Origin of the sequence: Pantoea vagans (genome assembly GCF_001506165.1) — a bacterium.
Classification (GTDB): Bacteria; Pseudomonadota; Gammaproteobacteria; order Enterobacterales; family Enterobacteriaceae; genus Pantoea; species Pantoea vagans_C.
Map to the genome: position 1 here is coordinate 502,280 of NZ_CP011427.1, position 13,267 is coordinate 515,546.

Annotated in this window: 12 protein-coding genes; 5 read left to right on the top strand and 7 right to left on the bottom strand. The window is 53.4% G+C overall.

The window, feature by feature from the left end:
• Positions 1 to 13: 13 nt before the first annotated feature.
• The 6 genes from LK04_RS02385 to LK04_RS02410 all read right to left on the bottom strand — a co-directional run bounded on the left by LK04_RS02385 (position 14) and on the right by LK04_RS02410 (position 6,714).
• A complete protein-coding gene (locus LK04_RS02385) occupies positions 14 to 562 on the bottom strand; it encodes a fimbrial protein (protein ID WP_039327092.1) in 549 nt (182 codons plus the stop codon).
• Between the two features lie 76 nt (positions 563 to 638).
• Positions 639 to 1,178 (bottom strand): fimbrial protein, encoded by a 540-nt coding sequence (locus LK04_RS02390; RefSeq protein ID WP_039327095.1) that lies wholly within the window; start codon positions 1,176 to 1,178, stop codon positions 639 to 641.
• Positions 1,179 to 1,702: 524 nt separating this feature from the next.
• Positions 1,703 to 3,097, bottom strand: coding sequence for an MFS transporter (locus LK04_RS02395; protein ID WP_039327100.1), 1,395 nt, complete (start codon positions 3,095 to 3,097; stop codon positions 1,703 to 1,705).
• A gap of 151 nt (positions 3,098 to 3,248) precedes the next feature.
• Complete coding sequence (locus tag LK04_RS02400; RefSeq protein WP_052205865.1) at positions 3,249 to 4,025, bottom strand: hypothetical protein; 777 nt, start codon at positions 4,023 to 4,025, stop codon at positions 3,249 to 3,251.
• A 278-nt stretch (positions 4,026 to 4,303) separates the two neighbouring features.
• Positions 4,304 to 5,392: a tartrate dehydrogenase gene (locus tag LK04_RS02405; protein WP_039327103.1), complete on the bottom strand. Its 1,089-nt coding sequence runs from the start codon at positions 5,390 to 5,392 to the stop codon at positions 4,304 to 4,306.
• Between the two features lie 17 nt (positions 5,393 to 5,409).
• A complete protein-coding gene (locus LK04_RS02410) occupies positions 5,410 to 6,714 on the bottom strand; it encodes an MFS transporter (RefSeq protein ID WP_039327106.1) in 1,305 nt (434 codons plus the stop codon).
• A 130-nt stretch (positions 6,715 to 6,844) separates the two neighbouring features.
• Between LK04_RS02410 and LK04_RS02415 the strand changes: the two genes are divergently transcribed.
• A complete protein-coding gene (locus LK04_RS02415) occupies positions 6,845 to 7,753 on the top strand; it encodes a LysR family transcriptional regulator (protein WP_039327109.1) in 909 nt (302 codons plus the stop codon).
• A 7-nt stretch (positions 7,754 to 7,760) separates the two neighbouring features.
• Here LK04_RS02415 and LK04_RS02420 read toward each other — a convergent pair whose 3' ends face one another.
• Positions 7,761 to 8,804: a LacI family DNA-binding transcriptional regulator gene (locus LK04_RS02420; RefSeq protein WP_039327112.1), complete on the bottom strand. Its 1,044-nt coding sequence runs from the start codon at positions 8,802 to 8,804 to the stop codon at positions 7,761 to 7,763.
• A gap of 242 nt (positions 8,805 to 9,046) precedes the next feature.
• Between LK04_RS02420 and iolG the strand changes: the two genes are divergently transcribed.
• The 4 genes from iolG to LK04_RS02440 all read left to right on the top strand — a co-directional run bounded on the left by iolG (position 9,047) and on the right by LK04_RS02440 (position 13,033).
• Positions 9,047 to 10,078 (top strand): inositol 2-dehydrogenase, encoded by a 1,032-nt coding sequence (iolG, locus tag LK04_RS02425; protein WP_039327115.1) that lies wholly within the window; start codon positions 9,047 to 9,049, stop codon positions 10,076 to 10,078.
• On the top strand, positions 10,071 to 10,865 hold the full coding sequence (locus tag LK04_RS02430) for an SDR family oxidoreductase (protein WP_039327118.1): 795 nt from the start codon (positions 10,071 to 10,073) through the stop codon (positions 10,863 to 10,865). Before iolG ends, LK04_RS02430 begins: the two co-directional genes overlap by 8 nt.
• A gap of 50 nt (positions 10,866 to 10,915) precedes the next feature.
• The gene (locus LK04_RS02435) at positions 10,916 to 11,845 is read left to right on the top strand and encodes a sugar ABC transporter substrate-binding protein (protein ID WP_039327121.1); all 930 of its coding nucleotides are present in this window, start codon (positions 10,916 to 10,918) and stop codon (positions 11,843 to 11,845) included.
• A 225-nt stretch (positions 11,846 to 12,070) separates the two neighbouring features.
• Complete coding sequence (locus LK04_RS02440; RefSeq protein ID WP_039327124.1) at positions 12,071 to 13,033, top strand: LysR family transcriptional regulator; 963 nt, start codon at positions 12,071 to 12,073, stop codon at positions 13,031 to 13,033.
• Positions 13,034 to 13,267 lie beyond the last annotated feature (234 nt).

The following is a 13,267-nucleotide window of genomic DNA, read 5'->3' on the forward strand; positions in this document are numbered from 1 at the left end:
ATGGCGTGCCTCGTTAATTATAATCGATTCTAAAACGAATCGTTAATTGGTGGTCGCCAGCTTGCAATATTTCCTGGTTACCCACTAAGTTGAGCGTGTATTTAAGATGCATATTCTCGACCATGAGATCACCTTCAGGCAGATGTACCCCCGGCGTTGCGACATTGCCAATAAGATCGCTGATTCTGACGGATACACCACTGGCGGTACCGGACGTTTTAAAATGGCCTTTGTCATTTTCACCATCAAACATCACTTTAAATTTTTTCCAGTCAGATTTGCTGGGATCCAGGCTTGTCAATGTGCAGCCATATAATCGAATGGAAAACTCTTTTTTAGGCCCTTGGCCTTCTCTAATGATTTTGCTAATGGGATGATTACCCATATATAAAGTCTGATCGCGATCGCCGACGTCAATCGCACAGGGCGTTTCGACAATTGATCCCGTCATATTTAAACGACCAAAACCTTCGGCGTTTGCGAAGGTTTTGGTCATACTTAAAGCGCTGCACAATACCAGGAATGGGGCCGCATAGCGTAAAAATAAGGGCTTCCAAAACATCAATAAGCTCCAGAATACGGTACAGGTAAAAAGACCTGCGGCAGGGGCGCCGCAGGCCAATTAGTCACGCATATTGTTAGATGTAATTCAGTACGAAATTAGTCGGTACCTGGAATGTGCCAGGTACAATGGTGGCGGTTGCGCCGCCGCCCTTCACGCTGGCAGCAAAGGTCAGCGTGTTTTTGCCATCAACAACGGTTTGGCCTACTGTCGCGGTATTCAGTTTCACTTTGGAGCCGTCAGCGGCGGTCAGAACAATAGACGCACCGCTGGCATCACCCCCTACCAGCGCCAGGCTTTCTGCATCATAAGGAGAAGCTGTGCCAGTGAAGGTCACTGTGACTTTATCTTTAGTGCCCGGCGTAGCAATAACGCAATCTTCCAGTTCAATATGGAAAGGCTTTGCACTTGAAGAACCGGTATTACCGTTTGCAGCCAGCACCACATTGGAAATAGCGCCGAGCGGAACGGTTTGATCTAATGAACCCGGAGCGATGGAGCAAGGTGCATCAATAATGGAACCGGTAAAAGTGACTTTTCCGGTTCCACCCGCAGCGTGTACAGAGGAAACAGCAAACAGGCTAAACATAGACAAGGCGATAAGACTCTTTTTCATTTAATATCTTCCATTGAGTTTTTTCTTCATGTTTTTTTAAAACATGGCGTTCTCTGGTTTTAATCAGACGTATAGACGTTGATCACCGTTTTTTATCGTCAGGTACCAGCATTTGCACGCTGTTAGCAGGTGCTCCGTTATCATGCAACTGGAGTAGGGCATGATATATTTAACGTGGCTGTTTTTATTTTTAATTGGCAGCTCAAGTGAGTGCTATTATGTTCAAGGTGAGTAATTAAGAATATAAGATTTCTATGGCGTTTATGTAGTAAGCGAACGGGGTGCTTGTAAGGGGAATATTACAAGGATAAAAGATGGGTGTGTGAGTAAGAGAGGGAGAGTGTTAATTTTAATCGTCTATCAATTCAATTGCTGAAAACTATATCATTAATGTCATGAGGTGAATGTGACCGAGGCTGTATTTATTAGGTCAAATATTAACGCAATCTACTAATGATGACGTTCGTGACAGATGAGATTAAGCGAATCAGCCCGTGCCACTGTATCGTCACGGGCGTGACCTGTTATCGGCTAAGCACCTGTGCGCCGGCACTCTTTTCTAACCGCCGAACATCAAGCAGTGACATCAATACCAACAAAGCTACGCCGGCAAAGGCGATGTGAATATCACTCTGCTCAATGGTGGTGTGGCCATGCCACAGCATTGAGCCGCGCAGGAACAGGGCTGCCAGCGCAATTCCGGCGCTCATGCTGAACTGGAAGAAGATACTGAACACCACGGAGGCATCACTCATTTTTGTTTGGGGCACGTCAGCAAAGCCCAGACTGTTGTAGCAGCTAAACTGCAGTGAACGCGACAGCCCGCCAATAAACAGAATCGCGGCAATCGCAAAATAACCCAGTGAAGGGCTAAGCAGCAGGCACCCCAGCATCGCCACCAAACTGATGATGCCATTCACCATCAATACCTGACGGAATCCCCAGCGCTTCATGAGCCATGTGGTGGCCGGTTTCATGGCTAAATTTCCGGCGAACACCCACAATACCGTGGCACCGGCTTGTGCGGCACTCCAGCCAAACCCCAACTGGAACAGTAAGGGCAGCAGAAAGGGCACGGCATTAATTGAAGCGCGAAACAGCGAGCCACCCATCACTGAGTTGCGGAAGGTGTTAATGGTCAGCGCATTGAATGGCAGCAACGGTTGCGGATAAAGGAAGCTGTGGCGATAAGCCAGTATACTGCTCAGTATGCCGACCAACAGCAGTGGGATGCCGAGGCTGAGATGCATCTGTCCGAGCGCTTCCAGTGCGATAATCAACGCCGTACAGGCGGATGCCGTCAGCACAAAACCACGCACATCAAAGGGGCGCGGCTGTTCTGCTTTGAACTGTGGTACCAGATAGCCGGTAGCGATAATGGCGAGCAGACCGAGTGGAATATTCAGCCAGAAAATCCACGGCCAATGTCCGTAGGTGACAATCAACCCGCCGAGTGGTGGGCCGAGCACGGGGGCAATCAGCCCGGGCCAGGTAATAAAAGCGATCGTTTTCACCATCTCTCTCTTTGCGGTGACGCGCAGTACTACCATACGGCCGACTGGCACCATCATTGCCCCTCCGATGCCTTGTAAAATACGGCTCAGTGTAAACATCGCTAAGGTGTCGCTGAAGCCGCACATGACTGAGGCGAGGGTAAAAATCAAAATGGCACAGGCAAACACGGTACGTGCCCCAAAGCGCTCGGCCAGCCACCCGCTCATTGGGATGCCCACAGCCACCGCCAACAGATAAGCACTGACACCCACATTCAATGCCACCGGACTTGCCGCGAAGTCATGTGCCATTTGTGGAATGGCCGTGGTGATTACCGTGGCGTCGAGGTTTTCCATGAAGAAAGTGATGGCCACCAGCAAGGCCAGTAACAGGGGATGGTTCGCCTTAAGCCCCGTTTGCGTCATAGCAACATTCCTTTCTCTTTCTGGGTTCGTGATGATCAAGAAAGGTCAGTTTTATGTGCAATGGTGTTTCATGCAAGTCTCACCAATGAAAAACCCGGCAGGTGCCGGGTCATCAGAGAGGCAGGGAGAGGAGCATCTTTGCCGGGAAAAGTTACGGCAGTGTAATCACAATGGTGCCGCTACCGCTTTTATCGCCGGGGGTAGGATTGGTCCCCCGGAGCGTAGAGGCAACGGTATGGGATGAGTTACCGTTGGGCAAATAAATGGAGCCTGTGGTGCGGCCATCAAAGGTCAGTGTGGATGTCACACCTCCCCCTAAGTTAATGGTGCCGCCCAGACTCGTCAGGGTGGCTGAGGTGGCACGATTGCAGTTTACATTAATCGAGACGCTATCCTGTTTGCCATTGACCTGATTAGGCTGCAGCGAGCCGTGGTCAATGATTGGCGATCCGCTAAAGGAACAACTGGTCGGCTGAGGGGGTAAGGGCACTGTGACGCAGGATGTGCCTGGCTGGGTGCGAAACAGGTATCCCATATTATTTTGAGCCCCACCCACACAGACGGTAAAAGGCCCTCTTGACGGATAAAAAACCGTTGTGAATGTGGCGCTGGCAGGGTAGCGATGCAAAAATGCTTTGTTGGCATTGGCCCAGGTATCTGTCCCGCCATTCGACCCACTATCCAAAATAATACGTGAGGGATAGATATCGGGATAGGTGCCACTGTCGTGCAACACCCAAATGCCAAAATCGCAGTATCGTGTCCCACATCCTATCGACGCGCTCGAGTTTCCTCCCGACATGATGTAGCTGATTTCCATGGGCATATTCCAGGCAGGAAAGGCCGCGCGCGTGATGATGATGACCGCCTGAGCAGGAAGCGTAATAAGAGCGAAAGTGAACAACAATAATAGCGGGATTATTTTCATGTTATTCCAGAATAAAATGGGGAAGAAAGGCGCTCGACTCGTTCAAAATGAATCGTGACATGACCTTCCAGCTGGACGAGCCAATATATTGGGATTTCGATAATGAGATTTATTGTACGGAGGCTGTTTTCTTAAATATGTAAATATTGGCTGCGATGTGAGTCATTTAATACTGGTTATATTGTCAGGCAGCACTGACAAAAATAAACGGAGACACTGCGATACTGTAAAGGAAGGGAATAAAACAGGTCACCCAGCGGCAACCTGTTTTTGCGTCATTATGCCGTTGCAGCCACTTGGGTTTTCGCTTCAATATACTGCACAACTGCCTGTGTCACCTCGGCGGTATTGGCGCTGCCCCCCACATCCGGTGTCAGAATTCCTTTCGCACACACATATTCGATCCCTTCCATAATCAACGCGGCAGCGTTGCGCTCACCGAGATGCTCCAGCATCTGCACTGCGGTCCAGAAGGTAGCAATCGGGTTGGCGATGCCTTTGCCGGTAATATCAAACGCCGAGCCGTGGATCGGTTCAAACATCGAAGGGAAACGACGCTCTGGATCGATATTGGCGGTCGGTGCCACGCCCAGACTGCCCGCCAGCGCGCCCGCCAGATCGGAAAGAATATCGGCGTGCAGGTTAGTGGCGACGATGGTATCCAGCGTCTGCGGATGCAGCGTCATGCGGTGCGTCATGGCATCGACCAGCATTTTGTCCCACTGCACATCCGGGAATTCCAGCGCCACTTCAGCGGCAATCTCATCCCACATCACCATGCCGTGACGCTGCGCGTTGGATTTGGTCACCACCGTCAGCAACTTGCGTGGACGTGACTGCGCCAGTTTGAAGGCATAACGCATGATACGCGTGACGCCGACACGGGTGAAAATCGCCACTTCGGTGCCGACTTCTTCCGGTAAACCCCGGTGCGCACGGCCGCCGTTACCGGAGTATTCCCCTTCAGAGTTTTCACGCACGATGACCCAGTCCAGATCGCCCGGACCGCGATTGCGCAGCGGCGAGGTGACGCCCGGCAGGATTTTGGTCGGACGCACGTTGGCGTACTGGTCAAAGCCCTGGCAAATCGGCAGGCGCAGGCCCCACAGCGTGATGTGATCCGGCACATCCGGCGCACCCACGGCACCGAAGTAAATCGCGTCGAATTTTTTCAGCGTGTTCAGACCGTCTTCCGGCATCATCACGCCATGTTTTTTGTAGTAGTCCGAGCCCCAGTCAAAGGTCTGCACATCAAATTTTAGTTGCTCATCGTGACGGGTCAGCGCCTGTAACACCTCTACACCCGCGGAGATCACTTCCGGGCCGATACCGTCTGCCGGGATGGCTGCAATTTTGTAGTTACGCATGTTGTTTCTCCAGTTGCTTAATGTGTTTGGGGGATCTCAGCCGTCTCGGGTTTATTCGAGCGGGCAGAAAGAATCAGGACAACGAGGGCAGAGAGCGCCAGCAAACCAGCGACAAAATAGAGCCCCCAGGTGTAGCTGCCGGTTTGCTGGCGGATGACGCCAATCATCATCGGGCCGACAAACCCGCCCAGGTTGCCGATAGAGTTGATGGTAGCGATGCCCGCAGCCGCAGCCGGGCCGCTGAGGAACAGCGTCGGCATACTCCACAGCGGCGGTTTTGATGCGCTGATACCAACCGTCACCAGCGTCAGGGCAACGATCACCGCAAACAGCGTGCTGACGTTCCCGGCGTAAATCAGTCCCGCCGCCGCCAGTAAACAGGCACCAATCACATGCCAGCTGCGCTCCCTGGTGCGGTCGGAATGGCGTGCCCACAGGATCATGCCTATTACCCCGATCACCGCCGGGAAGGCGTTCAGGAAACCAATCTCCAGCGAGGAGGCACCGAAGCTTTTGATGATCTGGGGTGACCAGATGCCGAGCGTGTAGAGTCCGGCGGAGGTGCCGAAGTAAACCAGCGCCAGGGCCAGCACGCGTTTATCCGCCAGTCCGCGCCAGACGCTGCTGTGCCCCTGAGCTGCGGCACGCGTGCGCTCTTCCGCCTGCATGGTGTTTTGCAGCCACTCGCGCTCTTCGTCAGTCAGCCATTTGGCTTTGGCCGGGCGGTCAGTGAGGAAGAACAGCACCACGACGCCCAGCACCAGCGCGGGGATGGCCTCCAGCACAAACATCCACTGCCAGCCCGCGTAACCCAGGAAGCCATGCATCTCCAGCAGGGCAGCTGAGATCGGCGATCCCAGTGCGGTGGAGAGCGGGGCAGCCGCCATAAAAATGGCAGTCACCTGCGCGCGTCTGGCGGCCGGGAACCAGTAGCTGAGATAGAGGATGATGCCGGGGAAGAAACCGGCTTCCGCTACGCCGAGCAGAAAACGCAGGGTGTAGAAACTGGTGGTGCCCTGCACAAAGGCCATGCAGCCAGAGACTAAGCCCCAGGTGATCATCACGCGGGCGATCCAGATGCGCGCGCCGACTTTATGCAGAATTAAATTAGAGGGGACTTCGAACAGGAAATAACCGAGGAAAAAGATGCCCGCACCCAAACCAAATACTGTGGGTGAGAAACCTAAATCCTGATTCATGGTTAACGCAGCAAAACCGATATTGACGCGGTCGAGAAAGGCGATGAAGTAGAGCAGCATGATGAAGGGCACAATGCGCAACGTCACTTTACGCATCACCCTTTTTTCGAGGTGAGAGTTCATATTAAAGTGCTCCAGATTGTGTAGGGTGGTGTTATTTTTTTGTCATCGAGTTCAGTATGCAGTTTTGCCTTGGCGGATCATTAAGTGTGGATTATATAAAGTATTTGAATAATCGAATGGCGAGGGAAATGTGGATATAAATCAACTGCGTTGTTTTGTTGCGGTGGGTAAAGAACTCCATTTTGGGCGCGCAGCCCAAAGAATGGAAATGATGCCTGCGTCACTTTCTCGCTTCATTCGATTACTGGAAGAGGACCTCGGCGTACGGTTATTGAACCGTTCGACGCGCAATGTTTCACTCACGGCGGAAGGTGCGATCTTTTTTGACGAAGCCAGCAAACTTATCGATCAGTTTGATGCGCTGGCATTGCGTTTTAAAGTGGGATTAAAAGATGAGCGCCGCACATTGCGTATTGGTGCCATTGATAGCGCCGCACGTGGAATAGTGCCAGCATTATTGAATTTATTTCTGCCGTTACATCCCACCAGTGATATTCATATTATTGAAGATAAAACCATCAACCTGATCCCGAAATTAAAATCTGGCTGGCTGGATATGATTATTATTCGTGCTCCGCAAGTAATGGATGCCTCGCTAGCGATGCGCTTTATCACCCGAGAAAGCTGCGTACTGGCCGTGCCGTTGCAGCATCCGCTGGCGGGACGGTCACAGGTCAGCGTTGAGGATTTCCAACATGAGGCGATGATCATTCCTGACCGACGCACGCGCCCGCACAGTCACGATCTCACCATGAGTTTGTTTAAACAGGCCGGATTAACGCCGCATATTGCCCAGTTCGCTGAAGAAAAGCAGACCATTTTGAGCCTGGTGTCCGCAGGCTTGGGCCTCGCGGTGGTGCCCGCATCTTACCGCACCATGAACAGTGACAGCGTCAGCTATATCGCGCTGACGTTACCTGAGCAAATCAAAGGGTTGCCACTGAGCATTGCCTGGCAAAAGGGCAATGAAGATGATTATCTGCGGGAGATGCTGCGCCTGTTGCATGACAACAAGCGCGAACTCACGGAAAAGCTGTAATGAGCGATTAACTGAATTCTGATTCCGGCGGGCAGTTCTCGCGAATATAAATATTGAACGGAGTGTAGCCGCCAGTATTTTTATCATTTTCGACGCGATTAAAATGCACCGCAATAATCTCCAGTGCGCGGCGCGCTTCTTCATGCGGATTTTGATCGATAATCACATCAATAACCCCCTCACGTAACATTCGACGTCGCTCAGTAGTGAGTTCATGGGTAATTAAGACCACCTGCTGTTCCAGTTTGAGGGATTTTATTGCCTGAGTAATATTGGTATTGCCCGCAGAGACGTTATAGATACCTCGGATATTCGGATTATTTTGCAACGCCCGTCGCACCACTTCACCGGCACGGGTTTGATCCTCGCCGCTTTCCAGCGTTTCGCTGATGGCATACTGTGGAAAACGCTCACGCAGTACCGAGCGGAACCCCATCTCGCGCTCTTCATGACCAATCATATGCTGCATACCCAGCACCACTAAAACCTCACCGCCCTGGCTACCGCAAAAACGGCCAATAAGTTCACCGGCTGCACGTCCCATCTGACGATTATCTGGCCCCACATAGGCGATACGCCCGCTGGTGGGGATGTCGGTGACCAGCGTCACCACCGGCGTTTTGCCTGAAATCTGGCGCAGTGCTTCCGCGACATCCGGATCGTTGGGGCATACCACTATCATCGCGTCGTTGACTGCCGCAATTTGGTGGATCTGCTTAATGGTGCCCTGCGGATTGGTCAGATTGAGGTAGTGGATAAAGCAGTTGAGGCGCATATCGGACAGGGTCGCGCCAATGTCGGCGAAAGCATTACGCAGACCGCTATAAAAGGGATTCTTGGGCGACTGCATCAGCACCGCCACGCGCAGCATCGGCAAATAGCCGCGAAACAGCACGCGATCCACGTTGAGCTTGTTGGCCCACTCCAGCACTTTGGCTTCCCTGGCCGGAGAAACACCGCCGCGTCGATTCATCACCCGATCGACGGTACTTAAACTGACGCCTGCAGCGGCAGCAATCTGATCTAACGTGGTTTTTTTGATGTCAGTCACAATAAAGCCCCGATTTGAAGGGAAGCCCTCATTGAATGAATGTTTACCGCCAATTCAGCGATTGATCAATATATCCGCATCACTTAATTTTTAATTCGTGAGGTGAGTGGGATTTATTAATGAGTGTAACTGAGGTTTTAAAATAAAAGGGCGTTGAGACCATCCTGTTTAATTAAATTCATTCGATATAAATAACGTAAATAACCAAGCAACCATCAATCCTTTTATTTAAGGAGTCAAACATGACGCAATTAACCGGCATTGCGCTACTCGGCGCGGGCCGCATGGCAAAAGTGCATGCGGCTGCCATTCGCCAGGCCGGCGGGCAGATCGTTACGGTGTACGATCCCGTCAGTGCGGCAGCTGATGCGATGGCAGCAGAAACCGGTGCGGCGGTGGCATCCAGTGCCGCGGCGGCGATCGGCCATCCGGAGGTCACTGCCGTGGTGATTGCCACTTCTTCAGACACTCACGTGGAACTGATCATCGCGGCGGTCAATGCCGGGAAACCGGTGCTGTGCGAAAAACCCATTGCCAGCAGCTTAACCGAGGCGCGGCGCTGCATTGAAATCATTGGCAGCGAGGCCGCACAGCAGGTATTCCTCGGCTTCAATCGCCGCTTCGATCGCGGCCATGCTTCGGTGCGCCAGGCGGTGCAGGCGGGTGAGATTGGTCGTCTGGAGCAGCTCACCCTCACCAGCCGCGATCCGTTTCCGCCGCCGCTGGAATACATTCCCCGCTCAGGGGGCCTGTTCCGCGACATGATGATCCACGATTTCGACATGGCGCGCGGCATTGTCGGCAAAGAGTTTGTCAGCATCACTGCGCACGGTTCGTCGATTATCGATCCTGAAATCGGTCGACTGGGGGATGTGGACACCGCCAGCGTCACGTTACTGGCAGAGGATGGCACCCTCGTCACTATCCTCAACTCCCGCCGCTGCAGCTATGGCTTTGATCAGCGCATCGAGGCGTTTGGCTCGCAGGGTATGGTGATGTCCGATAACCCACGGCAGTCAGGCTTCACCCGCTACACGCCAGAAGCCCCCGGCTGTGCCGCACCGATCCTTGAGTTCTTTATGGAGCGCTACGGGCCGAGCTACATCGAAGAGATGCGCTTATTCCTTGAATGCGCACGCAGTGGCACACCGATGCCGGTCAATGCGCTGGATGGCCTGAAGGCCGCGCTGTTGGCAGAAGCCGCCACCGCATCACTCAAACTGGGCAAAACACTTCATCTCACCGGATTAGATCAGGAGTTCCCTCATGCATAACACCGCAGGCCGTCATGCGAATACCATTGCCATCGTGACCGGTGGCGCCCAGGGCGTGGGGTTTGCCATCGCACGTCAACTGGTACTGGAAGGGTGCACGCGTCTGTTGCTCGCCGGGCGCGATGCCGAAAAAGGCACGCGAGCCAGTGCTGAGCTGGCTGAGTTAGGTGCCAGGGCGCAGTTTGTGGCGCTGGATTTGCAGGATGTCGAAGCCTGTCTGGCACTCACGGAGAAAGCCGTCACCACTTTTGGTGATGTGAATGTGCTGGTCAACGCCGCTGCATTGGGCGCTCGAGGCACGCTGGTGGATACGCCGCTCGCACTCTGGGATCAAATGTTTAATACCAATGCGCGCGCGCCGTTCTTTTTGATGCAGGGCTTTGTGCGCCATCGGCTGGCGCAGGGAGGTATCGGGGCGATCGTCAATATCCTGTCGCAGTGTGCACACTGTGGGCAATCCTATCTGGCGCCTTACTCGGCGTCTAAAGGCGCGCTGGCAACCTTGACCAAAAACGTCGCCAATGCCTATCGCGGCAACCGTATTCGTTGTAACGCCATTTTACCAGGCTGGATGGACACCCCAGGCGAAGATCTCACTCAACGGAAGTACCACGCTGCCACCGATGGCTGGCTGGAGCGTGCTGAAGCGTCGCAGCCGATGGGGCAGCTATGTAAACCGCAGGAGTTGGCGGGGCTTGCCAGTTATCTGCTGAGTCATGAAGCCGGTGTGATGACCGGTGCCTTGATCGATTACGACCAGAATGTTGCCGGTGCCTATCCAGAGTAATCTGGGCACTGATTCTGTCCCCTGGTTATCCATAAAAATAAGGTCAGATTATGCAATTTAAAAAACACCTTACCGCGCTGGCACTGCTGTGCGCGTTACCCGTGAGCGTGATGGCGAAAGATCTCAGCATCGGCGTCAGCATGGATCATTTCGACGATAATTTTCAGACCATCCTGCGTCAGGCCATGGCCAGCAAAATGAAGCAGCTCGGTGATGTGAAAGGGCAGTTTGAGGATGCCAAAGGCGATTCCGCACAGCAGTTGCAGCAGGTTGAATCCTTTATTGGTCAAGGTGTGGACGCCATTATCGTCACCCCCACGGACACTCAAGCGATGAAGCCGATTATTGCCCTGGCTCAGAGAGCCAAAGTGCCGTTGGTGTTTGTTAACCGCCGACCCGAAACCCCGTTGAGTGATGGCATGGCTTATGTCGGCTCCGATCCGCGCCTCGCAGGAAAAATGCAGATGGAAGCGTTGGCGCAGCAGATGGGCGACAAAGGCAACGTGATGATTCTGATGGGGAATCTCTCCGGCGAAGATACCCGTGAACGCACCAAAGGGGTAGAAGAGGTGATTGCACAGCATCCGGGGATGAAAGTGCTGGATAAGCAGTCGGCCCTGTTTTTCCGCAAAGAGGCGAATGATGTCACCACCAACTGGCTGCTCACCGGACAAGACATCAACGCCATCGTTGCCAATAACGATGAGATGGCGATTGGGGCCATTCTGGCGTTGAAGCAGGCGGGCGCGAAGCACGTGCAGGTGGCGGGCATTGATGGCACGCCGGATGCGTTACAGTTCATCAAAAGCGGCGACATGCGTCTGACGGTGTTCCAGGATGCCAAAGGTCAGGGCGATGGCGCAGTGCAATCGGCGATCGGTCTGGTAAAAGGCGAGAAGGTGGCAAAGGATACCTTTATACCTTATCAACTTATTACCAAAGAGAATGTCAGCCAGTTTGCCAACAGTAATACGCGATAAAGCTGCTGCGTGTGATTTGACCTGGTCGCCATCAATGGCGACCCTACAGTGTGCGCAGGGTATGCCTGTGTATTACCCATTCCCGTAGGGTGCGCATTGATGCGCACCTGGCGAAAACCGGCTCTACGCCGCCCAGAGTGGCTAATTCTCATCACTCTCTCTATGATGGATTTTTTCCCGCATGATTGTCGGGAACGATCAATGACTTAGGGAAGTAACCACGCGATGACCCTGTTAAACGACCTCGATTTGCGCCAGCTGGAAGCCTTCTCGGCGGTGATCTCTGCGGGTAGTGTTACGGCAGCCGCCAAAGCGCTAAACCGCTCGCAGCCTGCGGTCTCCCGCTTGATCCAGGAACTGGAGCAGTCGCTGGGTTATCCGCTGTTTATCCGCAACGGCCCACGCATCCATCCATCCGAAGAGGCGCTGCAACTGCATCAGTATGTGCAAAAAGCCTTGCTGTCGTTACAGCAGATCCGCTTGCGCGCGCAGGAGATCGCGCATCAGCAGCATCGTCCACTCAGCATTGCTGCTACACCCGCATTGGCTGCCGGTTTACTGCCGCAGGCGTTGGCGGCGCTGAATTTGCCGAACAAAGTACAAATTCTCAGTGAATCCGCAGAAAAAACCGCCCACGCGGTAATCACCGCAGAGGCCGATATTGGGCTGTGCAGCTTACCGCTGGAGCATCATGCGGTAGAGTTACACTGGATTGGGCAGTCGCAGTGCGTGATTGCGCTACCGGAAGAGGATGAACTGGCGGCGCAGGCAACGTTATCCCTCAGCCAGCTGGCAGGTCGCCGTTTGATCGCCCCCTGGAGCCCGCAACGTCTGCGTGGACGCTATGAAAAAGCGCTGAAGAAGGTGAAAGCACCGCTGTTGGAAACCATCGAAACCAACTCTTCGGCGAATATTCTTGGCTGCGTGCGCGCGGGATTGGGCGTGGCGATCCTTGAACCGGTAACGGGTTGGGGCATGCCGCTGTCAGGCGTGGCGATCCGTCCGATTGAGGAAGACATTCCCTACTTCTTTGGCGTGATTACGCCGCAGGGGCGTCAGATTTCCAGTGCCGCACTGGCGCTGGTGGAGGCGCTGGCAGAGGCTGCGACCCAGCTTCTGCCGGGCTTTGAACGTCTGCCCGCCAGCGAACATCCGCTCATTATGCGGGTGATTAACCAGAACGGATAACCGCGGTCACCATAAATGGTGACCCTACAGCCTTCGCGGTCCTTCGTAGGGTGCGCATTTATGCGCACCGTCTCGCACAATCCCTTTATTTTCAACGCTTATAACTTTTCCGGCATAAGATATAAGAAATCCATTGGTCAAATCCTGAGCGCACTTCTTGACTCCGATTTAGGGCAAGAGGATTATGCGAAAACTTAGTTCTTATTATGCGTATTGATGATTGTTAGCTATCCA